The following is a 23,804-nucleotide window of genomic DNA, read 5'->3' on the forward strand; positions in this document are numbered from 1 at the left end:
TCAAGGGGAAGCAAGGGAATGGCCTCGCTTCATTTGAGCAGGATTTATTGTGTATTTTGCGGAAATTATCAGTAAAGGCCATCAAACGCACGATCACACCATGGATCATTGCCTGTGCCCCCTGGCGCGATCCCTGCACCCCCGATACCCATCCGGAAAATTCCACATGATTTCAGAATCATGCAGGCCCTGTCTTTCGGGGTTGTCCTCACCCCGGCACCGGGCACCGGAAGGCCATGACAAGCGCCCCGTCCTGAGAGCCAGGCCCCGACCTCTCGCCAGGGTGACGGAATGAAACCATTCGCAGGCCGGAAGTAAAAAAACCCCGCGTAGCCATCGCTGTGCGGGGTTTTCAGGCCGGATGACCCTGCCCCGCGGATGCGGGACAGGGGGAAACCGGATCAGCCTTCGGCCGAAACCTTGGCGGTGACGTCCACCAGGGTCTTCACGGCGTCGACGGACTTGTCGAAATTGGCCTTCTCCTCATCGGACAGGTCGATCTGGATGATCTTCTCCACGCCCTTGGCGCCGATGATGGTCGGCACGCCGATATAGAGACCGTCGACGCCATACTCGCCGGACAGCTTGGCAGCCACCGGCAGGACGCGCTTCTTGTCCTTCAGATAGCTCTCAGCCATGGCGATGGCGGAAGCGGCCGGGGCGTAGAAGGCGGAGCCGGTCTTCAGCAGACCGACGATCTCCGCACCGCCGTCACGGGTACGCTGCACGATCTTGTCCAGCTTCTCCTGCGTGGTCCAGCCCATCTTCACCAGATCGGGCAGCGGGATGCCGGCGACGGTGGAATAACGGACCGACGGCACCATCGTGTCGCCATGGCCGCCCAGCACGAAGGCCGTCACGTCTTCGACCGACACGCCGAATTCTTCGGCCAGGAACCAGCGGAAGCGGGCGCTGTCCAGCACGCCGGCCATGCCGACCACCTTCTCCGCCGGCAGGCCGGAGACCTGCTGGAACAGGCCGACCATGGCGTCCAGCGGGTTGGTGATGACGATGACGAAGGCGTTCGGGGCGTGTTCCTTGACGCCGGCAGCCACGGCCTTGATGACCTTGGCGTTGATGCCGACCAGATCGTCACGGCTCATGCCCGGCTTGCGCGGCACGCCGGCGGTGATGATCACAACATCGGCGCCGGCGATGTCGGCATAATCCGACGTGCCCGAGTAACCGGCATCGAAACCGGCGACCGGCGACAGTTCGGCAATGTCCAGCGCCTTGCCCTTGGCAACGCCCGCGAAGTCGGGGATGTCGAGCAGGATGATGTCACCCAGCTCCTTCTGGCCAGCCAGCAGGGCCAGCGTGCCACCGATCTGGCCGGCGCCGATCAGCGCGATCTTCTTGCGTGCCATGGGAATTTCCCTTCGATTTGGTTCGGGTCAGGAAACAAGATTACGTTTGGAACATCCGAGCCGCGCTCATCATTAGCTGCAATGCGGGATGACCCTGGGCGGCGTCATTAGCCTGAAACAGCCGTTCGGGCAAGCCGACAAGGGTCGTGGGTGCGGGGTGGCTGGTCAGCGCCTGACGCAAGGCGTGTATGCAGAAGGTGCCGTCGGCCGGGATTTCAGGCCCTGACCGGCATGGTTGATGACGCAGATTGCTTGCGCGCCCGCTCTTCGCCTCCACCGCAGGCGAAGGCTGGCACTAAGCAGATTTTCCGAACGCCGCCCACAGATGGGCGGGCTCGGAAAATCTGCTAACCATGGAGTCGGCAGGTTCCTCCAGGCCGGGCCATGTGTGGCCCGATCTGGAGGAACCTGCTTAGCCCGTCCCCACCAGCAGCTTCACATCGATGCCCAGCAGGGTGACGCTCTCCGTCCGCGCGCCCAGCGCCCGATAGAACAGGCCAGCGCGGACATTGGCGGGCCGTGCGTGCCAGCAGATCCAGGACAGGCCCTGGTCCAGCGCCATCCGCCCTGCCGCGGCCATCAGGGCGCGGCCCACGCCAAGCCGGCGCGATCCCGGCTCCACATAGATATTTTCCAGCATCATGCCGCCGGTGGCGGTCTGGCTGTCATAGCCAGGGGTGAGCAAGACCATGCCGGCAATGCGGTCCCCGCATTCCGCCACCAGACAGCGGAACAGCGCATCCTCCCCGAACCCCTGGCGGCGGAATTTCGCCGGGGTCAGGGCGGGCGGGTCCATGCCTTCCTCTGCCGACAGCGCGGCGACGAAGGCGCAAACAAGATCGGCGTCCGCCGGGGTGGCCCGACGGACGCCGATCTGTCTCTTCACGATGGCCGTCACGGTTCCGCGATCAGGCGGTCGCCAGCTTGTCCATCTCACGCAGGATGCTGTCGGCCATGACGGAGGTGGAAACCCTGGCCATGCCCGGCTGCATGATGTCGCCCGTGCGCAGCCCCGTGGACAGCACATTCTCCACGGCCTGTTCCAGGATGTCGGCTTCGGCCTGCAGGTCGAAGGACCAGCGGAGCGCCATGGCGAAGGACAGGAACATGGCGATGGGGTTGGCCAGGTCGCGGCCGGCAATGTCCGGGGCCGAACCATGCACCGGCTCATACAGGGCCTTGCGCTTGCCGTCGGCATCGGTCGCCCCCAGCGAGGCGCTGGGCAGCATCCCGATGGAACCGGTCAGCATCGAGGCCTCGTCCGACAGGATGTCGCCGAACAGGTTGTCGGTGACGATCACGTCGAACTGCTTGGGATTGCGCACCAGCTGCATGGCGGCCGCATCGGCCAGCATGTGGGACAGTTCCACATCCTGATATTCGGCCTTGTGCAGGGCGATCACCTCCTGCCGCCACAGCAGGCCCGACTCCATGACATTGCCCTTCTCCGAAGAGCAGACCTTGTTGGAGCGCTTGCGGGCCAGTTCAAACGCCACACGGGCCACGCGGTGGATCTCGTGCGTGTCATAGACCTGGGTGTTGATGCCCCGGCGCTCGCCGTTGGGCAGGTCGGAAATGCCGCGCGGCTCCCCGAAATAGATGCCGCCCGTCAGTTCGCGCACGATCATGATGTCCAGCCCGCGCACCACGTCGGGTTTCAGCGTGGACGCATCGACCAGCGCGTCGAACACCTTGGCCGGACGCAGGTTGGCGAACAGCTCCATTTCCTTGCGCAGGCGCAGCAACCCTGCCTCCGGGCGCTTGTCGAAGCCCAGATTGTCCCATTTCGGTCCGCCCACGGCGGCCAGCAGCACGGCATCCACGGCCAGCGCACGGGCCATGGTCTCGTCCGTCAGCGGCGTGCCATGCGCGTCGTAGGAACAGCCGCCGACCAGGCCTTCCTCAACCTGGAACTCGATGCCGCGCTTGCGGGCATACCAGTCGATGACGCGGCGGACCTGACGCATGACCTCGGGGCCGATGCCGTCGCCCGGCAGCAGGAGGAGCGAACGCTTCGTCGACATCGAAATACCTCTGTATGTTTTCTTGGGCGATGGCGGCCGGTCGGGCACGCCTTGCGTTGATAAACCGATCCCGCGTCCGCCGCCAGGGGGCGCCGGGCACGGGATCGGGAATTTCCCTTCGCGGATCGCGACCGAAGACGCCGATCAGGAGGCCCAGAGCCAGGGCTGCCCGTCCTTCGACTTGCCCTCGAAGGCGTCGATGGCATCGGCATTGCGCAGGGTCAGGCCGATATCGTCCCAGCCGTTCAGCAGGCACTGGCGGCGGAACGGCTCCACGTCGAAACCGATCTTCTCCCCGTCGGGCAGGGTGATCTGCTGCGCTTCCAGGTCCACCGTGAAGACGGCGTTGGCGCCATTGTCGGCGGCCCCCATCAGCTTGTCGACCAGTTCGGTCGGCAGGCGGATGGGCAGGATGCCATTCTTGAAGCAGTTGTTGAAGAAGATGTCGGCGAAGCTGGGGGCGATGATGCAGCGGATGCCGAAATCGGCCAGCGCCCACGGCGCATGCTCACGGCTGGAGCCGCAGCCGAAATTGTCACCGGCGATCAGGATCCTGGCCTGGCGATAGGCCTGCTTGTTCAGGACGAAGTCGGGAATTTCCTCCCCGTCCTTCAGGCGCATCGAGGCGAACAGGCCGGCACCCAGGCCCGTGCGCTTGATCGTCTTCAGATAGTCGGCCGGGATGATCATATCCGTATCGACATTCATCAGACGCAGCGGGGCGGCGACGCCGGTAAGCTGAACAAACTTCTCCATGGGACTACCCGACCGAAAAGGGGATCAAACGGCCTCTGTTTTGCCACGTCGCTCCCGCACTGCGCAATACATGATCGTCGGAAGGCTGCCCTGCGACAGAAGCTTGCGTGAAACACCCGGCACGGCGGGGTTCGACCTTGGCGGGGATGGCAGAGCCCGGCCATCGACATTATCTTCAATGATCAAGAAGGACGAAAATGTCGAGGGAGGGATAGGCGCCATGCGTGTGTTCCGCATCATCCTGCCCGCCAGCCCGATCGGGGCCGCGGCGGATTTCTATAAGTCGCTGCTGGGCCAACCCGGAAGGCGCGTGTCCGCCGGGCGGCATTATTTCGACCTCGGCCAGATGGTGCTGGCCTGTTACGACCCCGTTGCCGATGGCGACACCGGGCCGGCGACACCCCTGCCCGAGCCCGTCTACCTGGCCGTGCATGACCTGGCGGCCTTCCATGCCAGGGCAGTGGCGGCGGGCGCCGTGCTGGCACAGGATGGCGCCATCGCCGTCCGTCCCTGGGGGGAGCGCAGCTTCTATTGCCGCGACCCGTTCGGCAACCCGCTCTGCTTCGTGGCGGCGGGAACGGAATTCACGGGCCTGTGAGCACCTGCCCTGATCCGGCATCCCCCAAGGTCATGAAGCATGACATGGGGGGGAGCGCGCCAGCCGGCGCGGATTCCGGGGACCAGGATTTCCCGACCCGGTATCATACCAGGGGCATGAATTTATGACTGATGCTCCTGGTATAGGCCGGCGACTGCCGGCCCGGCGCTTGAGGTGCCGAAAACCTTGACCATCGGTCAAGATTTTCGGCCGCTGCTATCAGTCGGCATAAACCCCGGCGGCCGTGATCAGGGGGCGCCAGCGCTCGATCTCCGCGGCCAGGAAATCGCCCAGGGCCTTGGGCGTGGCGCGGTCCTCGGCCACGGGCTCGGTCCCCAGCTCGCCGAAGCGCTGCTTCACGAGATCATCCTTCAGCGCCACCTTCAGCGCGTCGGACAGTTTGCCCGTCACCGCATCCGGTGTGCCCTTCGGCGCGTAGATGCCGTGCCAGACGGCCACCTGCACGCCCGGCAGCCCGGCTTCCCGCGTCGTCGGCAGGTCCGGCAGGGAGGGCACGCGGGTCGCCGTCGTGACGGCATAGGCCTTTACCGCCCCGCCCTTGATCTGGCCGGTCGTGTTGGTCGTCTGGTCGCACAGCATGTCCACCTGGCTGCCGACCAGATCATTCATGGCGGGTCCGGTGCCCTTGTATGGCACCGTGGTCAGCGGCGTGCCCAGCGCCTGCATGAACAGCATGCCGCACAGGTGCGAGGCGGCGCCGACCCCGGCATTGGCCAGCGTCACCTTGTCGGGGTTGGCCTTCACATAGGCCACCAGTTCGGCCAGGTCCCTGGCCGGGAAATCCTTGCGCGCCACGATGGCCATGGGCACGTCGGTCACCAGCCCGACCGGCGCGAAATCGGTCAGGGCGTTATAGGGCAGCCGGCGATAGAGCGTGGCGGACGTCGCCTGTCCGATATGGTGCAGCAGGATCGTGTATCCGTCGGGCGACGCCTTGGCGACGCGGGCCGCCCCGATGGTACCGCCGGCCCCGCCGACATTCTCCACCAGCACCTGCTGGCCCAGGGTACGGCTCATCGATTGCGCCACCAGGCGGGCCACGGTATCGGTCGGGCCGCCGGCCGAGAAGGGCACGACCATGGTGATGGGCCGCGTCGGATAATCCTGCGCGGCAGCGGGACCAAGTCCGGCCAGCAGCGCGGCCGCGAGGATGATGGACCTGAAACGCATGGGGGACCTCCCTTTATGGTTCGATATGGTTGTTCGGCATGCCGGCCCGCCATTGCCGGCCGGCATCATCCTCAATCCTCCTCGTGGAACACCTCCTCCCGCCGGCGACGGACGGCCGGCAGCAACACGATGGCCAACAGAAGCAGGGTGAGGACCAGCAAGGTCGCCGACAGCGGGCGGCTGACGAAGATCATCGGGTCGCCGCGCGCGATCAGGAAGGAACGGCGCAGGTTCTCTTCCATCAGCGGGCCCAGCACGAAGGCCAGCAGCAGGGGGGCCGGCTCGAACCCGTGTTTCAGCAGGAAATAGCCGATGAGCCCGAACAGCGCGACCAGCATCACCTCCACGCCCGAGGAATTGATGGAATAGACCCCGATGCAACAGAACATCAGGATGGCCGGAAACAGCAGCCGGTAGGGCACCTGCAGAAGTTTCACCCAGACGCCGACCAGCGGCAGATTGATGATGACCAGCATGGCATTGCCGATCCACATGCTGGCGATCATGCCCCAGAAAAGGGTCGGGTTTTCGTTCATGACCTGCGGGCCCGGCACGATCCCCTGGATGGTCATGGCACCGACCATCATGGCCATCACGGCATTGGGCGGGATGCCCAGCGTCAGCAGCGGGATGAAACTGGTCTGCGCCCCGGCATTGTTGGCGCTTTCCGGCCCGGCCACACCCTCGATGGCACCCCGGCCGAACCGCTGCGGCTCCCGCGCCAGCTTCTTTTCCAGGGTATAGCTGGCATAGGGTGCCAGGACCGCGCCGTTGCCCGGCAGGATGCCCAGCACCGACCCCAGGCCCGTCCCGCGCAGCACGGCGGGGAAGCTCTGCCGCAGGTCGGCCAGCGTCGGCATCAAACCCCTGATCTTCGCCTGCACCACGGACCGGTCCTGGGTCTTTTCCAGGTTGCGCAGGATCTCCGCCACGCCGAACAGGCCCACGGCCAGGGTCGTGAAATTGATGCCCTCCGCCATCTCCGCGATGCCGAAGGTCATGCGCTGTTCCCCCGTCTCGATATCCGATCCCACGCAGCCCAGCAGCAGGCCGACGATGATCATGGAAACAGCCTTGACCACCGAGCCGGACGCCAGGACCGTGGCCCCGACCAGCCCCAGCAGCATCAGCGCGAAATATTCCGGCGGGCCGAAATTCTGTGCAAACGCCGCCAGCAACGGCCCGAACAGCGCGACGACGAAGGTGGCGACACAGCCCGCGAAGAAGGAGCCGAGCGCCGCGATGGCCAGGGCGGGACCGGCGCGGCCCTGCCGCGCCATCTGGTGCCCGTCCAGCGTCGTGACGACGGACGAGGTCTCCCCCGGCATGTTGACCAGGATGGCCGTGGTGCTGCCGCCATACTGCGCGCCATAATAGATGCCAGCCAGCATGATCAGCGCACCCAGCGGGTCCAGATAGAAGGTGATGGGCAGCAGGATGGCGATGGTGGCGATGGGGCCCAGCCCCGGCAGCACGCCGATCAGCGTGCCCACCAGCACCCCCACGAAGCACAGGCCCAGATTGATGGGCGTGGCGGCGGCGCCAAATCCCATGGCGAGGTTGGAGAAGACGTTATCCATGCGTCACGTCCGCGGCCACAGGGGGAAGGGCAGACCCAGCAGCAGCACGAACAGCCCGACCGCGAAAAGGATCAGGACCACGCTGACCACCAGCAATTCACGCCAGCGCGTATCGTCGGACGCCAGTGCCGCCACGCCGAACAGCAGGGCGGAGGCAGCCACCAGGCCCAGGGGCCGGATGGCCAGCCCGAAGGCCACGATGCCCCCCAGCAGCGGCAACGCCTGGCGCCAGTGCAGCCGGTCCAGCGGTGGCCCGTCCAGAACCAGCGACCGGCCCGCGATGACCAGCCCCAGAAGCCCTGTCAGCCCGGCCAGCACGATCGGGAAATAGCCCGGCCCCATGCGCGACGCCGTGCCCATGCGCAAATCGCCGATTTGGGAAAAGGCCAGGATGGAGACAAGCACCAGGGCGATCCCGCCCACGAGATCCTGGGGGCTACGCACACGCATGGCATGCCCCCCTGCGGACAAGGAAACGCGCGACCCCGGGATATCGCATCCGTCCGTCCCTCCCCTATGCTGTTCCCCGGTCTCGGGTCCGGATCGGGCCACGCGCCGGGGTTGAAGGGCATTCATGCCCACATGAACAGTAATCTTCCTGCCAACGGCCCGCAACGGCCGGTGCGGGCATCAGGACTTTGGTCGATGCGGCCCGGCGACATCCAGCCACAGGCGGGGATCGTTCAGCGGTGTCTCCTCCGGCAGGTCGGGATTGGCCAGGTGAAGGACGCGGGCGCCGCGATACCGCCCCAGGGGGAAGATCATGGATGTGGCAGGGTGCTGCTCCAGAAACCGGCGCAGGCCGCCATCGGCCACCATCCGTTCCAGCCCCAGTGTCAGGCGCCGGGCCAACTCCGCGCGCTGCGGCGCCACGAACAGGTACATGGGCAGCGGATAGGACAGCAACAGCCGGTCATAGACCATGACGCCGGGATCACCCACCGCCCGGACCTCGCTGTCGATCTCGTTGATGCCGCGCGGCAGATAATCGCAACGCCCGTCATAAAGGGCCGGATAGGCCAGATCGATCCATTCGAACTCCACCACCCGCAGGCCGGCGGCGCGCAGCACGGCGGTGTCGGGCCAATAGGCGCCCTGGCAGGCCTTCAGCCGGCCCAGTTCCTCCAGGCTGGTGATGGCATCGAATTCCGCCTTGCGGTCGGCCCGGATCACCAGCGCACGCTGGCCGGTCAGCCCCATGTCCAGCGGAATGCGGATGGGTGTGGCCAACGCCTCCCGCTGGCGGCTGGTCGTCGTCCACAGAAGATCGAGTCGCCCGTGGGCCAGAAGTGCCAGCAGCCGGGCCTGCGGCACGTCACCCGGCACCCTTTCCAGGGTGGCGGGACCAAACTCCGCCTGCGTGCGGTGGAATATCTCCTCGATCAGATCGATATAATAGGAGCGGACATTGGCCCCGGCCGGCGAGGCATTATGCTCGATCCGGTAGACGTTCGGGGCCACAGGTTCCGCCATGGCCCCTGCCTGAAACAACAGCGAACCCGTCAGCAAGCCCGCCAAAGACAGCCCCGCCAAAGACAGCAGCGTGGCCAACCGCCAGCGCATGGCGCCTCCTACCCCCGGGGCGGTATTCGCTTATTGTCCGTGGATGCTGGACCCACCGCCCGTGCCAGGACAACAGGTCACCTGTTTTCCGGCGTGATGGCAAGCGGGAAAACACCTATCCCAACAGCAGCACCAGACGCAGATCGGGCCGCGCTTCCACCGCCAGGGTCACCTGTGTCAGGCGCAGCAGGCCCTGATCCGGGTGCAGGAACAGACGTTCCCCACCCTCCCGCCCGCGGATATCGGCGCCTGTCCAGCCGGCGGCGAATTCGGGGCTGCGCTCCCGCAGTTCGCCCACCAGCGCGGCCAGGGACCCATCCGCCAGGTGGCGGCCATGATCGGCGCGGAATTCGGCCAGCACGCGCGCCGTGCGGGCCGGCCAATCCACCAGCAGGCGCCGCGCCACCGGGTCCAGGAACAGAAAGCGAAGCTGGTTGTGCGGGCCCGGCCGATCCAGCCAGCCGGCGAACAGGTCCGCTGCCCCCCGGTTCCAGGCCAGCATGTCATAACGATGGTTGAGGACATAGCAGGGAGCCTGCTGGCCATCGACCGCCTGGCGCAGCAGCGGCAACAGGGCCGCATCGGTATCGGCCGGACCGGGTTCGCGCGGGTCGCGCCGGCCGGAAAGCTGGAACAGATAGGCGCGTTCCGCCGCCGCCAGGCGCAGCGCACGGGCCAGCCGGTCCAGCGCCTGGGAAGAGGCCTGGATGTCGCGTCCCTGTTCCAGCTAGGTCAGCCAGGTGGGGCTGATCCCGGCCAGCATCGCCACCTCTTCCCGCCGCAGGCCCGGTGCGCGACGGCGGCCCAGGCTGCCGATGCCCACGGCGGCCGGGTCCAGCCGTGCCCGCCTTTCCCGCAGGAAAAGCCCCAGCAGACGCCGCTGCGCCGTGGCGGCATCCCGGCCATCATTCAGAAGAACAGGGGGCGTGTTCATGGTGGTATTCATACCAGGATAACTACTTATCTTGTACCAGTTTGGTGAGGATGCCAGCCTTATACCAGCGGCCGAAAATCTTGATCGATGGTCAAGGTTTCGGCACCTCAATCGCCAGCGCCGCCGTACCAGATCCCCGATGGAGCGTCACCCGATGTCAGCCGCAGCCGCCACCGTCAGCCAGCATGACCTTGTCGTCCGGCAGTTTGCGCCGCGCGCCGCCGCCTATGCCAGCAGCCCCACCCATGCAAGCGGCCCGGACCTGACGGATTTCCAATCCCTTCTGCGCATCGCGCCGGCCGACCGGATGCTGGATCTGGGCTGTGGCGGCGGGCATGCCAGCTTCCATGCCGCCGCCTTCGCCGACCATATCGTGGCCTATGACCTGTCGCGCGCCATGCTGGACGTGGTGGCGGCCGGCGCCGTCGAACGCGGCCTGTGCAACATCGCCACACGTCAGGGGCGGGCAGAGGAACTGCCCTTTGCGGATGGCAGCTTCGATCTGGTGGTCAGCCGCTACAGCGCGCATCACTGGCGCGACGTGCCCCGGTCGCTGGCAGAGGCGGTGCGGGTGCTGCGGCCCGGCGGGCGCTGCATCATCATGGATGTCTTCGCCCCGGCCGATCCGCTGCTGGACAGCCACCTGCAAACCATTGAAATGGTGCGCGACCCCAGCCATGTCCGTAATTACAGCCTGGCCGAATGGCGGCACATGCTGACCGGCGCCGGGCTGGTGCCGCAGGCGCCGCAGACCTACCGGCTGCCCATCGCCTTTGAAAGCTGGATGGAAAGGATCGGCACACCCACCGCCCACCGCCCGGCCCTTGCCAGCCTTCAGGCCGGTGCCGCCCCGGAGGTGAAGGACCATTTCGCCATCCAGCCCGACGGCAGTTTCCGGCTGGACACCATGCTGATCCAGGCAAGGCGCGGCTGATCCGCCGGGGCCCGGTGAGTTCTGATCCCCGGGGCTGGTATTATACCAGCCCATCCAGCCCGCGCTTCAGGTCGGCGATCAGGTCGTCGGGGTCTTCCAGGCCCACCGACAGGCGGATGGTCCCGGGGCCGATGCCCAATGTCTCCTTCTCCTCCACCGTCAGGCGCTGATGGGTGGTGGTGGCGGGGTGGGTCGCCAGGCTTTTGCTGTCGCCCAGATTGTTGGAAATCTTGATGATCCGCAGCGCGTTCAGGGTGGCGAAGGCAGCCGCCTTGGCGTCGCCGCCGGCGGGCTTCAGGTGGAAGCAGATCAGGTTGCTGCCACCGGCCATCTGCCGCCGCAGCAATGCACGCTGCGGGTGGCTGTCCAGTCCGGCATAAAGCACGCGCGCCACGGCCGGGTGCCCTTCCAGGAACGTGGCAACCTTCAGGGCGGCGGCCTGCTGCGCCTTCACCCGCAGTTCCAGCGTCTCCAGCCCCTTCAGCAGGGTCCAGGCGTTGAACGGGCTCATGGCGGGGCCGGTATGGCGCAGATAGGGCGCCAGCAGCGCCGCCACCGTGTCGTCACACAGGATGGCGCCGCCCAGGCAGCGTCCCTGCCCATCGATATGCTTGGTGGCCGAATAGACGACGACATCGACCCCGAACCGGTTCGGCTTCTGCAGAACGGGCGTGGCGAACACATTGTCGACGACGACGCGGGCCCCGGCCTTATGCGCCAGCGGCACGACATGTTCCAGGTCCACCACGTCCAGGCAGGGGTTGCTGGGGGTTTCCAGGAACACAAGGTCGGTCGGCACCGACAGGGCTTTCTCCCATTCCTCCGGCTTCGTGCCGTCGATGATGACGCTTTCGATCCCGAACCGCCGGGCGATGTCGGACACGATGTAAAGACAGGAGCCGAACAGCGCGCGGCTGGCCACCAGCCGGTCACCGGCCTTCAGCAGGCCGATGACGGCGGCATGCACGGCCGCCATGCCGGACGCCGTGGCAAAGCAGCGGGGATACCCCTCATACTGCGCCAGCCTGTCCTCGAACATGGCGACCGTGGGGTTGCGGAAGCGGGAATAGACGAAGCGCGATCCGTCATTGGCAAAGGCCGCCTCGGCCGCCTCCGCACTGCCATAAACATAACCCGAAGTAAGGAAGATGGCCTCGCTCGTCTCCTCGAACTGGCTGCGGCGCGTGCCGCCATGCACCAGCAGGGTCGCGGGGTTCACATCATCGGGCAGATCACTCATCGCCATGTTCCTTCCAGACTTGCCTAAAGGCCGGCTTCCAGCGGCCCCGACCGTTCGATCGAGGCCCTGTTCCCGTCCGTATCCGGCATCTGGTTCATGGCATCGACCTTTTAGCAGTTTCTTTAACGTGGTCTGCAATCCGGTCACCAAATCACCACGTGGGCTTGGTTAAATCCCTCCCGCCCCTGCTTGTCAAGCCGTCCGGTTGCGGCCGGGCCGGCGCTGGCGCCAACCCTGTCATCCGCCCCGGTCGGGTTCAGTACCAGGGCTGGGCCAGCCCTTCCTGTTCGAACGCGCGGCGCACGGGCGGCAGGGCGGCGATGCGGGCGGCAAGCACGCCCAGGTTGGGCAGGCTGCGCGGCGGGCGGGCGAAATTGCGGCCCCAGCGGATCATCATCAGCAGCATTAAATCCACGATGGTCGGCCCCTCGCCCACCATCCATTCCCGACCGTCAAGGGCCTGCTCCAGCAGGTCGAACATCTCCCCCAGCCGGGTTTCGGCCGCCTGGCGGACGCTGCCGGCCAGGGCGGGGTCGGCCACCTGGCGCTCGGGATAATAGTAGGCCAGATATGTCGCCTGCACCGTATTGGTCAGATGGATCAGCCATTGATAGGCCAGGGCCCGGTCCCGCGTGCCCGGCGCCGGCATCAGCGCGGCTTCCGGGTGCCGGTCGGCCAGATGCAGCAGGATGGCCGCCGTCTCGAACAGGGGCTGGTCGTCATGGACCAGGGTCGGGATGCGGCCCGTGGGGTTCAGCCGGCGATAGGCTTCGTTGTGCTGTTCGCCCGCACCGGTATCGACGCGGATCAGTTCATAGGGAACGCCAATGGCCTCCAGCGCCATGTGCGGGGCCAGGTTGGCCATACCGGGATTCCAGTAAAGCTTGTACATCGTCACATCTTCCGGGTTGGAAAGGGGCGGACCGGTTTTTACCTTATGCTTGGCAGCCTTCAACGAATGAAGGCTGCGGTGGCGGTCGGCACCATGCGGGGAACGGGCATTGGCGGCAATGGCGAAGAGCGGGCGCGGCAGGATCGGCAGGGTCGCGCTCTGGCTGGGGGTGGTTCTGCTGGCGCTGGCCGGCTTCTGCGTGACCTGGGTGCTGGCCTATGCGGTCGTTCCCGTGCCGGGCACGCCGCTGATGGTCATCCGCGCCATCCAGGGCCAGGAATGGCACCATGAATGGCGCCCCGTGGAACGGATCAGCCCCCATCTGGTCCGTGCCGTCATCGCCGCGGAGGACAGCCGGTTCTGCGCCCATGGCGGCCTGGACATGGACGCCATCGAGCGGGCGCTGGAACGTAACCAGTCGGGCGGGCGCCTGCGTGGCGGCAGCACGATCAGCCAGCAGGTCGCCAAGAACGCCTTCCTGTGGCCCGACCGCTCCTGGCTGCGCAAGGGGGTGGAACTGGGCTTCACGCTGCTGGTGGAGACCTTCTGGTCCAAGCGGCGCATCCTGGAGGTCTATCTGAACATCGTGGAATGGGCGCCGGGCGTCTATGGCGCCGAGGCGGCGGCCCGTCACTGGTTCGGCAAGGGGGCCGATGCGCTGACGACGCGCGAGGCCGCCCTGCTGGCCGCCATCCTGCCCAGCCCGCGCCAGTGGAAGGCCGACCCGCCCGGACCCTATGTCGCGTCGCGGGCCGGCACGCTGATGCAGCGCATGGCGATCGTCCGTCGCGATGCGCTGGATGATTGCGTCCTCTGACAGGCGCAAGGACGGCGTTCTGAGTTGAGCGCGGGGGCGGGCGCCCAGCCTACAGCCAGCCGCGCTTGCGGAAATACCAGAGCGGCCCCACCGCCGACAGCACCATCAGCAGCAGCGCCAGCGGATAGCCGAGCGTCCAGTCCAGTTCGGGCATATGGTGAAAGTTCATGCCATAGATGCTGGCGACCAGCGTCGGCGGCAGAAAGGCCACGGACGCGACGGAGAAAATCTTGATGATGTTCGTCTGCTGGATATTGATCACGCCCAGCGTGGCATCCAGCAGGAAATTCGTCTGCATGGCCTGGAAGGCCGCATGTTCGACCAGCGAATGCACGTCGCGGCCGATGGTCTTCAGCCGCGCCTTCTGGTCCTTGGCCATGCGCGGCCCGGCGACGGTCGTGGCGAAGGCCACCAGCCGTTCCAGGCCGGCCAGGCTGTCGCGTACCTTCTGGGTCAGGTCGCCGGCCCGGCCGATGGCGGTGATGACCGCGCGCATGGACACGGTGGTGGGCGGGCGGCGGCGGGTATGTTCGCGGGCCACCGCCTGCCGGCGCTGTACCACCCCGCCATCACGCCCCACCAGCGGTTCCACCACCCGGTCCTCGTGATCGGCGAAGATGCGGTGCGACAGCCGGTCCAGGTCGGCCGTCACCCGTTCCAGCACGTCGGCCGCGCGGTCCACGACCGCTTCCAGCAACCCCAGGAACGCCTCCAGCGGCGAGGTGACCAGTTCCACCTGCCGCTGGGCGCGGGCCGCGAAGATGGTGAACCACAGGGGTTCGGCATGCCGGATCGTCACCAGCAGCGACGGCGCCACCACAAAGGTCAGAAGCCCGCGTTCCAGCGGCCCCGTGGATGAGCGCACGATCACGGGCGTAGTCATGAAGGCCACCTCCCCCTCGGTATAGAGGCGGGAGGAGGTTTCGATCTCGCTGATATCCTCCTGCGTCGGCAGGTCGACCGACAGCAGGGTGGAAACGGTCAGCCGCTCCGTCTCGTCCGGATACAGCATGTCCAGCCAGATCGTCCCCGACGGCACGGGCTCGCCGGGGTCCAGGGCCTGGGCCCGCAGGCCCGTGCCATCACGGACATAGACCGTGATCAAAGACCGATCCCGGCGGGCACCGGCACGCCGGCCGCGCGGCAGGCGGCCGTCACCGTGTTGGACAGCAGGCAGGCGATGGTCATCGGCCCCACGCCGCCGGGCACCGGCGTGATGGCGCCGGCCACCGACGCCGCCTCGGCATAGGCGACATCACCGACGATCCGGGTCTTGCCGGCCGCCGCCGCCGCCGGGTCACGCGCGGGCACGCGGTTGACGCCCACATCGATGACGACCGCCCCCTCCTTGATCCAGTCGCCCTTCACCATTTCCGGCCGGCCGACGGCGGCCACCAGGATATCCGCCTCCCGGCAGATGGCGGGCAGGTCGCGCGTGCGGGAATGGGCGATGGTGACGGTGCAATCGGCCTGAAGCAGCAACTGCGCCATGGGCTTGCCCACGATGTTGGACCGGCCGATGACGACGGCGTGCAGGCCGCGCAGGTCCCCGACCGTGTCCTTCAGCAACAGCATGCAGCCCAGAGGCGTGCAGGGCACCTGCGACGGCAGGCCGATGGACAGCCGCCCGGCATTAATGACGTGGAACCCATCCACATCCTTGGCCGGATCGATGGCGGCCAGCACGGTCTGGCTGTCGATATGGGCCGGCAGGGGCAGTTGCACCAGGATGCCGTGGATCGAGGGGTCGTTGTTCAACTGGTTGACCAGACGCAGCAGATCCTCCTGGCTGGTGGCCGCGTCCAGGCGGTGGGTGACGGAATGCATCCCCGCCTCGCGCGTCTGCTCCCCCTTGCTGCGCACATAGATGGCGCTGGCCGGGTCTTCCCCCACCAGCACGACGGCCAGGCCGGGGACCAGCGCATGCGCCGTGCGCAACTGGTCCACCGCCGTTGCGATTCGTGCCCGCAAGCCGGCCGCAAAGCCCTTGCCGTCGATGATGCGTGCCTCGGCCATGCCCGGTTCCCCTTCGATCCTGTCGACGTTACAGCCCGCCCAGCCAGTCCGACAGCCGGGTCATCAGGGCCTCTGTTTCGCCGGCAACGAATAATATCTTTGACCGGTCGGTGCCACCCGCGACGACGCTGATGCTGCTTTTCGGAATTCGCCACGCTTTGGCCAGCAGCCCGATGATGGCGGCATTGGCCTTGCCATCCTCCGGCACGGCCGTGACCGATATTTTCACCTGCATCCTGTCATCCGCACCGGGGGCCATCCCCTGCACGGCGTTGCGGCTGGCCCTGGGTGCCGCCCGCACGAACAGCCGGACGCCGCCGGCCGCACCTTCCAGGGCCGGCTTCATCCCTTACAACAGCCCGTAATTCAGGATCAGCCGCTGCACGAACATGATGATCAGGATCAGGACCACGGGCGACAGGTCGATGCCGCCCAGATTGGGCAGGACGTTGCGGATGGGGCGCAGCGCCGGTTCCGTCAGGCGGTAGAGGATGTCGGAGATGGTATAGACCACGCGATTATGCGTGTTGATGACGTTGAAGGCGATCAGCCAGGACAGGATGGCCGAGATGATCAGAACCCAGACATAAAGGTCCAGCACCACATAGAGGATTTCGACGATGGTGCGCAGCAGCGGGTCCATGATTTTTCCGGATCTGGTGGACGGTATCGGCAACAGGCGCCTTGTGCTGTGGAACGTAATGTCGCCACCTGTCCCTGTCCACCCCCCATCCGGGCCCCGCCGCCCTGGAACGGACCCATGCGCGGGCCCCATGCACGGGACGGAACCCTGGGGCGCAATGCCGCGCTTGACAGGGGCCGGCCCGATCAGCATTATCCGCGCCACTTCAGGGGCCCGGTTGACTTGTCGTTTCGGGCAACGATGGTGTGGGGCCGTAGCTCAGCTGGGAGAGCGACGCGTTCGCAATGCGTAGGTCGGGAGTTCGATCCTCCTCGGCTCCACCATTCCTCCTTCATATCCGTTTCGTTCGACAGGCTGCGGGCTTTGCCGCTCCGCCACCTTCCTGCGCCCTGATGTCTCCCGTACCCTGGTTTCATTTCCCGTTTCCGGCTGGTGACGTATCCCGGCGGGGCGGGTAAGGTTGGGCATGCCGACTGAAATCCGCCATATCCTGTTCAGCAATGACGAGGTGATCCGCGCCGTGGTGGAATATCACCGCCGTGCCGGCAACCCCATGCCGTCGGGCAGCGTCATCCGGATGGAGGTGATGGCCGACCCCGTGCGCTGTGCGCTGCATGTCGGGCAGGATGACGGGGCGCGTCAGGTGCATTGGGTGGACAATCCCACGCTGGCCGCCTGCCTGATCTTCTTCTGCATCAACCAGCGCATCCCGCTGCCGACCAAATCGGCCAAGCAGTTGCACATGATGAACGACAAGATCACCCTTGTCGTCCACAAGAGCGCCCAGAACGAACGCGGCGGCACCCGCGTGGCGTGACGGATCGCGCACGGCCGCGGTCGCGGCCGCCAGGATTTCCACTGTCTCCCGATGGGAAATGAAAATGGCCGGCGGCGGCCCGCCGCCTCGCCCCGGAGCGGGCTTTGTTGCGCCCGTACCGTCGCCCCCGGCGGCCAGACACGGCCGGACACGGCCAGGGTGACACCTATCGACAATAGGACTTTCTATCGTTTTAATTGTTGTACTTAAAAAGATATTCGCGCAATTTCGTCGTGATCCGCCAGCGTGGCGGCCCTATGGTCAAGGCAAGGAAATCCGGTCATGGCGAAGAAGGCCCCTTCTGTCGACGATACGATCGTCAGCGCGGCGATCTATCCGGCCATCGGTGTCGCGCGCGTCGGCAACAGCCCGCAGGAATGGTTCTATGGTCCCGAGGTGCCGGACCCGCCGCCGCAGCCCGCCGGTTTCTACCGGGACAAAACGGGAGCGTTGAAGCGGCAGGCGGCCCGGTTCCGGGTCTATGGCCTTAACGCCGCCGGCCTGCCGGTGAAGGAACTGACGGGGGCGAAGGGGGCGGAGGTGGAATGGACCGTGCATCTGGCCAACCAGAAGGCCTCCTGGTACGAATTCCAACTGGCGCTGGACATTCCGGAAGCGGCCGCCGCCCCGCCCTCCTACCGCCGCAATGCCCAGGTGAAGGACCGCGCCTCGCTGACCATCGATCCCGGCCCGCGCTCGCTGGCAGGTGCCGGCAAGGGTCCGGTTGCCTTCGATGACGGGGAGTTCGTGGGCAAGCGCGTCTATCTGGGCGAATTGCGTACCGATGAGGCGGGGCGTCTGGTCGTGCTGGGCGGGCATGGCAAGTCGGCCTCCTACAATGGTGCGCCGGCCGTGACCTTCGGCAACAATGATGGCTGGCATGATGATGTGGCCGACGGGCCGGTGACGGCATCCGTGCGCTGGCAGGGCAAGGATATCCAGGTGACGCCGGCCTGGATCGTCGTCGGCCCGCCCAACTATGCCCCGCAGCAGAAATCGGTCCGCACCATGTGGGACCTGATGCGCGACATCGCCTATGATCTGGCCTTTCTGAAGCGGCCGGCCCGTCCGTCCTTCACCGGGGACATCCTGCCCATCTTCGAGCGGTTGAGCCGGCTGCAATGGGTGAATGCCGGCTTCGCCCGTGGTTTCGGCTGGGGTTCCCCGTTCGACTTCACCAGCCCGGACTGGCAGGCCAAGCTGGCCGACGGTTCCGCTTCCAACCAGGAAACCCGCCGCCAGCTTTACAACCAGTTCCGCCAGGGTGACCGGGATAGCTGGTCGCCCGTGCCCTGGCCCTGGGTCTATGGCGACGCGATGAGCGTGCCGGCCGCCAGGACACCGCGCCAGTTCACGCAACTGACCGAGACCCAGTTGGGCTTCCTGAAACAGTGGGTGGCCGGCGACTTTATCAATGATTACGACCCCACGGCCAGGCCGCCGGCCAGCCTGGACAAGGTGCCCGTGGAACGGCAGCCCGACATGCTGGACCGCGCGTCGCTGGAATTCTGTCTGGCCGACGCCTTTCATCCCGGCTGCGAGATGACATGGCCCGTGCGGTCGGAAAGCATCTTCATGGGCGCCTACCGCTTCCTGCATGCGCCCGCCGGCAGCAAGGAACCGGATTACGGCCCCGTCATGACATCGGAGATCTGCGGGACGCCAGATGGCCCGCTCTATGGCCAGCGGCCGGGTTCCATCTCCCGCTGGATGGCGGTGCCCTGGCAGACCGACACGGCAAGCTGCCGGTCGGGCTATGACACCGCCTATGATCCCTATCTGCCCACCTTCTGGCCAGCGCGCGTCCCCAACCAGGTGCTGACGCCCAGCGACTACAAGACGGTGATGAACAAGAAGCTGCCGGCGGAGGAAAGGTTGGCCGCCTTCGCCCGCCGCGCCTCCTGGAACGATCCGTTGGGCAAGGGCACCTACATCAGCCAGATCAACAACCTGGCCAATAATATCGATATCGTGGCCGTGGTGGACGTGGCCCCCGGTCCGGGCGACCTGCCGCTTCCCAAGGTGATGGAGGTCGCCGACCGGGAGGCGCCGCCGCCTGCGCTGCTGAAGGCCGGTCTGGAGACGGACGGCGCCCCGCCCGACCTGTCGAAGATCGAGAAGGTGCGGCGCTTCACCTCCCGCGTCCGCCTCTGACGCAGGCGTGGAAAGCGTCGATGCTCTGGTCATCGGGGCGGGTCCGGCCGGCTGCGCCGCCGCGCTGAACCTGGCCCCGGTGCGGCGCGTGCTGCTGATCGACCGGCGGGCGGACTGTCCGCCGCGTATCGGCGAGTCGCTGCCCGCAGCGGCCGGGCGCCTGCTGGCCGACATGGGACTGCTGCCGGCCTTCCTGGCCGAACGTCATGCCCCCTGCCACGGGCAGCGCTCCCTGTGGGGCGGGCCGGAGCCGGTGGAACGCGATGCACTGCGCGACCCCTATGGCCATGGCTGGCACCTGGACCGGGCCCGGTTCGACGGCTGGCTGCGCGATGTTGCCCGCTGTCGCGGGGCGGCACTGTCCATTCCCGATGAGTTGGCCGGGCTGGAACGTGACGGCGACGGATGGCGGGTGCGGCTGGCCGGTGGCCGGATCGTGCAGGCCCGCGTGCTGATCGATGCCGGTGGCCGGGCGGCCCCGCTGGCCCGCCGGCTGGGCGTCATGCCGCGCCCGCTGGACCGGCTGGCCTGCGCCTGGGCCCACCTGCCCGACACGGGCGCTGCCCCCGGCCTGACCAGCATCGTGGCGGAACCCGACGGCTGGTGGTACAGCGCGCCGCTGCCGGGCGGACAGCGTGTGCTGGCCTTCCATACCGATGCCGATCTGGATGCCGCGGGCAGCGTGCATGACAGGGTGGGCCTGCTGTGGCGGGCCGCCGGTGTGAAGGCGCTGGCCCCCCTGTTGCCACAAGGGGCCGTGCCGGCCGGACCGGGCGGCTTCACGGCCGCGCATGGCAGCGTGCTGGACCCGCCCGCCGGACCCGGCTGGTTTGCCTGCGGCGATGCGGCCGGTGCGTTCGATCCGCTGTCCGCCCAGGGGTTGTTCAACGCGCTCTATACCGGCCTGGCCGCGGCGGAAGGGGCCGATCGCGCCCTGGCTGGCGACAGGGCCGGGGCGGCCGGCACCCATACCGGCCGCCTGAACGACATCCGCGCCGCCTACCGCGCGCATCTGACCGCGTTCTATGGGCTGGAGCGGCGCTGGGCCGGCCGGCCCTTCTGGGCACGCCGGCCGGATCGCGGATGAGATTGACGCTGGCCGCCGCCCGGCCCCACTCTGCCCCCTGGAACCGGAAAGGGGAGGAACCGGGACGGTGAAGGAAAAGGAACTGCGGATAGCACTGGTCTGCTATGGCGGGGTCAGCCTGGCGGTCTACATGCACGGCGTCACCAAGGAATTGTGGAAGCTGGTCCGTGCCAGCCAGGCACTGCATGCCGGCCGCCATGGGCGCCCGGGCACGGGCCACGGCCAGTCCCACGATTTCGCGGCCGCCAGCGTCGGCGACAACCGGCCCTTCGACACCGAATCGGTGTATTTCGACCTGCTGCACGATCTGCTTCCCGACCTGTCCCTGCGCGTGCTGATCGATGTCGTCGCCGGGGCCAGCGCCGGGGGCATCAACGGTGTGCTGCTGGCCCGCGCCCTGGCCCATGACCTGGACCTGGATCCGCTGACGGGCCTGTGGCTGGAGAATGCCGACGTCACACGGCTGCTGACGGCCGACAGCCGCGCCGGCAAATGGAGCAAATGGTTCATGCGGCCCGTGCTTTGGGCCATGACGCGGCGGCTGGAACGGCTGGCACCCGACCCGGAGGTGCGGGACAAGCTGTCGCTGTTCGTGCGCTCGCGCTGGTTCCGGCCCCCCTTCGACGGCAACCGCCTGATGGGATTTCTGCTGGACGCCGCGCATGCCATGGGCCGAAGCGACGCGCAGCCCCAGGCCAGCCTGATGCCGCGCGGCCTGCCCCTGTCGCTGCATGTGACGGTGACGGATTTCCACGGCTACACGACCCGCATCCCGGCCCATGACCCGCCGGAGATTCTGGAGCGGGAGCATCGGCACCGCTTCTCCTTCCATTACCGCCGGGGTGGGGCGGGGGACGTGCAAAGCGATTTCAGGGATGGCGACGTGCCGGGGCTGGTCTTTGCGGCACGGGCGTCCGCGTCCTACCCCGGTGCCTTCCCGCCCGCCCAGTTGCGCCATATCGACCGGCTGTTGAACGAACGCGGCGAGGGGTGGGACGGCCGGGCGCATTTCTTCCAGCGCAATTTCGCCGAATACCGCCGGCAAGGCGCCGATCCCGACCAGGCCAGCTTCATCGACGGGTCGGTCCTGAACAACAAACCCTTCGCCGCCGCCGTGGCCGCCATCGCGGGCCGGCCGGCCTATCGCGAGGTGGACCGCCGCGTCGTCTATATCGACCCCAAGCCGGCGGCCAGGGCACAGGCGCCGGGCGGACGGCGGGACGTGCCGGGATTTTTCCGGACCATTCGCGGCGCCCTGTCCGACATTCCCCGCAATGAACCCGTGCGCGACGAGTTGCTGGCCATCGCCGCCCGCAATGCCCGCGTGGAACGGCTGCGCGGCCTGCTGGATGCCGCCCGGCCGCGCGTGGCCGAACAGGTGGCGCTGGTGGTGGGCGGGCCGCTGCCCTTCGCCCCGACCATCGAACAGATCCGCCATTGGCGCGACCGGGCCAGCGCGCGGGCCGCTGAACAGGCCGGCTTCGCGTTCGAGGCCTATCTGCGCCTGAAGATCGAGGGCGCCCTGGAATATCTGGCCGACCTGCTGGTTCCCTGCCTGGGCCGGCTGGATGCCGGTGCGCGGCCGGCCTTGCTGGCGGCCCTGCATGAATGGGCGCGGTCGCGTGGCGTGCTGCCCGACCGGCTGGATGCGGGACGGGAAGGGGAGATGCTGGCCTGGGTGCGGTTCCTGCGCGATTTCGACATCGCCTTCCGCGCGCGGCGCCTGCGTTTCCTGATCCGGGAACTGAATGCCATCTATCCGATGGTCGGGACGGGTGAGCATGCAGACACCCTCCCCGACGACCTGGACGAGATCAAGGCCAGCCTGTACAGCGCGCTGGAACGGCTGCCCGGCCCGTCGGGGGCCGCAACGGACGGGCTGGGCGTGTTCAATGCCGGGGAGCGCAGCGCGCTCAACAACACCATGCGGGCCGACGGCCCCGTGCCCGGCCCCGAAACGCTGGACCGCGTGCTGGGCCAGTTGGCCGCCGCCTGGAACCTGGAAGCGCAGTCTGACGAGATCGACGAGATTTTCGCCCTGATGGGCCTGAACTATCTGGGGCCGGCCGCACGGCGGCAGATATTCGAGGCCTATCTGGGTTTCGCCTTCTGGGATGTGCTGACCTTCTCCACCAGTGGCTGGGTCGAACTGGACGAGTTCCACGCCATCCGCGTGGACCGCATCGCGCCGCCCGATGCACGGCTTTTGCAGCAGGCCGGCGCGCCCACCGACCTGCGCAGCGCCCGCATGAACGCCTTCGGCGGCTTCTTCAGCCGCCATGACCGGGAACATGATTACCTGCTGGGCCGCCTGCAGGCGGCGGAACGCTGCATCGACCTGGTCGTGGATGCCGGGGGGCGCACCCTGCCCGCCGATCGCATCGACGCGCTGAAGCGTCGCGCCTTCGACGCCATCCTGGCCACGGAGACCCGGCGGCTCGGCCCCGACAACCGGGCGCTGGCCCAGGTGCGTGTCTGGGTGGAGGGCTGCGGCTGATCAGCCCGCCGCCGCCGTCCGGCGCTCCGCCCAGCGGATGGCCTGGGCGATGATGAAATTCATGGCCAGATAGATGGCACCCGCGATGATGAAGATTTCCACGGGCTGGAAGGTGCGCGAGGCGATGTTGCGGGCGGCCCCCGTCAGTTCCACCAGCGTGATGGTGCTGGCCAGCGAGGTGGCCTGCACCATCTGTATCATCTCGTTGCCATAGGCGGGCAGCATCTGGCGCAGGGCCTGCGGCAGCACGATGCGGCGGTAGAGCAGCGGGCGCGACATGCCCAGCGCGCGCGCCGCCTCGATCTGGCCGAACGGCACCGACCGGATGCCACCGCGGATGATCTCGCCCGTATAGGCGGCGGTGTTCAGCGTCAGCGCGATGATGGCGCACCCGTAGGGCTCGCGCAGCACGGGCCACAGGAAACTGTCCCTTACCGCCTGGAACTGCCCCAGCCCGTAATAGATCAGGAATATCTGCACCAGCAGCGGCGTCGACCGGAACAGGAAGATGTAGGTCCCCGACAGGCCCGACAGGACCGGGCTGGACGACAGGCGCCCGAAGGCCACGACCATGGCCAGCATGAAGCCCAGCCCCAGCGACAGGACGACCAGTTGCAAGGTGGTCCAGGTTCCGGCCAGCAGGGCCGGCAGGGAGGACAGGACGAGATCGATATTCATGCCGCCTCTCCCCCGC

At 67.1% G+C, this 23,804-nt stretch carries 24 protein-coding genes, 1 tRNA gene and 1 riboswitch; of the genes, 8 read left to right on the top strand and 17 right to left on the bottom strand.

Annotated features, from left to right (window positions below; genetic code table 11):
• Positions 1–401 precede the first annotated feature (401 nt).
• The 4 genes from mdh to leuD form a co-directional block, all read right to left on the bottom strand.
• Positions 402–1,367 (bottom strand): malate dehydrogenase, encoded by a 966-nt coding sequence (gene mdh, locus ABC728_RS13040; protein WP_416617985.1) that lies wholly within the window; start codon positions 1,365–1,367, stop codon positions 402–404.
• A gap of 412 nt (positions 1,368–1,779) precedes the next feature.
• Positions 1,780–2,253, bottom strand: coding sequence for a GNAT family N-acetyltransferase (locus ABC728_RS13045; protein ID WP_416617984.1), 474 nt, complete (start codon positions 2,251–2,253; stop codon positions 1,780–1,782).
• 22 nt (positions 2,254–2,275) lie between these two features.
• Positions 2,276–3,391, bottom strand: a complete 1,116-nt coding sequence (leuB, locus tag ABC728_RS13050) for a 3-isopropylmalate dehydrogenase (protein WP_416617983.1) — start codon at positions 3,389–3,391, stop codon at positions 2,276–2,278.
• A gap of 144 nt (positions 3,392–3,535) precedes the next feature.
• A complete protein-coding gene (gene leuD / locus ABC728_RS13055; protein ID WP_416617982.1) occupies positions 3,536–4,147 on the bottom strand; it encodes a 3-isopropylmalate dehydratase small subunit in 612 nt (203 codons plus the stop codon).
• A gap of 220 nt (positions 4,148–4,367) precedes the next feature.
• Here leuD and ABC728_RS13060 point away from each other — a divergent pair, with 220 nt between their 5' ends.
• Positions 4,368–4,745, top strand: coding sequence for a VOC family protein (locus ABC728_RS13060; protein ID WP_416617981.1), 378 nt, complete (start codon positions 4,368–4,370; stop codon positions 4,743–4,745).
• A 219-nt stretch (positions 4,746–4,964) separates the two neighbouring features.
• On the opposite strand, the gene ABC728_RS13065 is transcribed toward ABC728_RS13060, so the two are convergent.
• From ABC728_RS13065 to ABC728_RS13090, 6 genes are all read right to left on the bottom strand, one after another.
• Complete coding sequence (locus ABC728_RS13065) at positions 4,965–5,936, bottom strand: tripartite tricarboxylate transporter substrate-binding protein (RefSeq protein ID WP_416617980.1); 972 nt, start codon at positions 5,934–5,936, stop codon at positions 4,965–4,967.
• 71 nt (positions 5,937–6,007) lie between these two features.
• On the bottom strand, positions 6,008–7,516 hold the full coding sequence (locus ABC728_RS13070; protein WP_416617979.1) for a tripartite tricarboxylate transporter permease: 1,509 nt from the start codon (positions 7,514–7,516) through the stop codon (positions 6,008–6,010).
• A gap of 3 nt (positions 7,517–7,519) precedes the next feature.
• Complete coding sequence (locus tag ABC728_RS13075) at positions 7,520–7,966, bottom strand: tripartite tricarboxylate transporter TctB family protein (protein WP_416617978.1); 447 nt, start codon at positions 7,964–7,966, stop codon at positions 7,520–7,522.
• A 180-nt stretch (positions 7,967–8,146) separates the two neighbouring features.
• The gene (locus ABC728_RS13080; RefSeq protein ID WP_416617977.1) at positions 8,147–9,079 is read right to left on the bottom strand and encodes a substrate-binding periplasmic protein; all 933 of its coding nucleotides are present in this window, start codon (positions 9,077–9,079) and stop codon (positions 8,147–8,149) included.
• 115 nt (positions 9,080–9,194) lie between these two features.
• A complete protein-coding gene (locus ABC728_RS13085) occupies positions 9,195–9,650 on the bottom strand; it encodes an MmyB family transcriptional regulator (protein WP_416617976.1) in 456 nt (151 codons plus the stop codon).
• Positions 9,651–9,806: 156 nt separating this feature from the next.
• Positions 9,807–10,013 (bottom strand): hypothetical protein, encoded by a 207-nt coding sequence (locus tag ABC728_RS13090; protein ID WP_416617975.1) that lies wholly within the window; start codon positions 10,011–10,013, stop codon positions 9,807–9,809.
• 154 nt (positions 10,014–10,167) lie between these two features.
• Between ABC728_RS13090 and ABC728_RS13095 the strand changes: the two genes are divergently transcribed.
• Positions 10,168–10,947, top strand: coding sequence for a class I SAM-dependent methyltransferase (locus ABC728_RS13095; RefSeq protein ID WP_416617974.1), 780 nt, complete (start codon positions 10,168–10,170; stop codon positions 10,945–10,947).
• Between the two features lie 40 nt (positions 10,948–10,987).
• Here the strand turns inward: ABC728_RS13095 and metZ are convergent, their stop codons facing one another.
• The gene (metZ, locus tag ABC728_RS13100) at positions 10,988–12,193 is read right to left on the bottom strand and encodes an O-succinylhomoserine sulfhydrylase (protein ID WP_416617973.1); all 1,206 of its coding nucleotides are present in this window, start codon (positions 12,191–12,193) and stop codon (positions 10,988–10,990) included.
• 84 nt (positions 12,194–12,277) lie between these two features.
• A riboswitch (SAM riboswitch) is annotated at positions 12,278–12,355 on the bottom strand.
• 88 nt (positions 12,356–12,443) lie between these two features.
• Complete coding sequence (locus ABC728_RS13105; RefSeq protein WP_416617972.1) at positions 12,444–13,079, bottom strand: glutathione S-transferase family protein; 636 nt, start codon at positions 13,077–13,079, stop codon at positions 12,444–12,446.
• A gap of 118 nt (positions 13,080–13,197) precedes the next feature.
• Between ABC728_RS13105 and mtgA the strand changes: the two genes are divergently transcribed.
• A complete protein-coding gene (gene mtgA, locus ABC728_RS13110) occupies positions 13,198–13,896 on the top strand; it encodes a monofunctional biosynthetic peptidoglycan transglycosylase (protein ID WP_416617971.1) in 699 nt (232 codons plus the stop codon).
• 49 nt (positions 13,897–13,945) lie between these two features.
• On the opposite strand, the gene ABC728_RS13115 is transcribed toward mtgA, so the two are convergent.
• From ABC728_RS13115 to ABC728_RS13130, 4 genes are read right to left on the bottom strand one after another with little or no spacing between them, the layout of a single operon-like run.
• On the bottom strand, positions 13,946–15,001 hold the full coding sequence (locus ABC728_RS13115; RefSeq protein WP_416617970.1) for a magnesium transporter CorA family protein: 1,056 nt from the start codon (positions 14,999–15,001) through the stop codon (positions 13,946–13,948).
• Complete coding sequence (folD, locus tag ABC728_RS13120; RefSeq protein ID WP_416617969.1) at positions 14,998–15,912, bottom strand: bifunctional methylenetetrahydrofolate dehydrogenase/methenyltetrahydrofolate cyclohydrolase FolD; 915 nt, start codon at positions 15,910–15,912, stop codon at positions 14,998–15,000. The genes ABC728_RS13115 and folD overlap by 4 nt, the downstream gene beginning before the upstream one ends.
• 28 nt (positions 15,913–15,940) lie before the next feature.
• Positions 15,941–16,258, bottom strand: coding sequence for a DUF167 domain-containing protein (locus ABC728_RS13125; protein ID WP_416617968.1), 318 nt, complete (start codon positions 16,256–16,258; stop codon positions 15,941–15,943).
• Between the two features lie 3 nt (positions 16,259–16,261).
• Positions 16,262–16,555, bottom strand: a complete 294-nt coding sequence (locus ABC728_RS13130; RefSeq protein WP_416617967.1) for a YggT family protein — start codon at positions 16,553–16,555, stop codon at positions 16,262–16,264.
• 247 nt (positions 16,556–16,802) lie between these two features.
• On the opposite strand from ABC728_RS13130, the gene ABC728_RS13135 reads away from it, so the two are divergent.
• The 5 genes from ABC728_RS13135 (at position 16,803) to ABC728_RS13155 (ending at position 23,110) form a co-directional block, all read left to right on the top strand.
• Positions 16,803–16,878, top strand: a tRNA-Ala gene (locus ABC728_RS13135).
• Positions 16,879–17,021: 143 nt separating this feature from the next.
• On the top strand, positions 17,022–17,372 hold the full coding sequence (locus ABC728_RS13140) for a hypothetical protein (protein ID WP_416617966.1): 351 nt from the start codon (positions 17,022–17,024) through the stop codon (positions 17,370–17,372).
• Between the two features lie 282 nt (positions 17,373–17,654).
• On the top strand, positions 17,655–19,526 hold the full coding sequence (locus ABC728_RS13145) for a LodA/GoxA family CTQ-dependent oxidase (protein WP_416617965.1): 1,872 nt from the start codon (positions 17,655–17,657) through the stop codon (positions 19,524–19,526).
• A gap of 7 nt (positions 19,527–19,533) precedes the next feature.
• Entirely contained in the window at positions 19,534–20,613 is a 1,080-nt protein-coding gene (locus tag ABC728_RS13150; protein WP_416617964.1) for an NAD(P)/FAD-dependent oxidoreductase, read from the top strand.
• 67 nt (positions 20,614–20,680) lie between these two features.
• A complete protein-coding gene (locus tag ABC728_RS13155; protein ID WP_416617963.1) occupies positions 20,681–23,110 on the top strand; it encodes a patatin-like protein in 2,430 nt (809 codons plus the stop codon).
• On the opposite strand, the gene ABC728_RS13160 is transcribed toward ABC728_RS13155, so the two are convergent.
• A complete protein-coding gene (locus tag ABC728_RS13160) occupies positions 23,111–23,788 on the bottom strand; it encodes an ABC transporter permease (RefSeq protein WP_416617962.1) in 678 nt (225 codons plus the stop codon). It lies immediately after the preceding gene.
• Between the last annotated feature and the right edge of the window lie 16 nt (positions 23,789–23,804).

The sequence above is a fragment of the Niveispirillum fermenti genome (assembly GCF_052474395.1).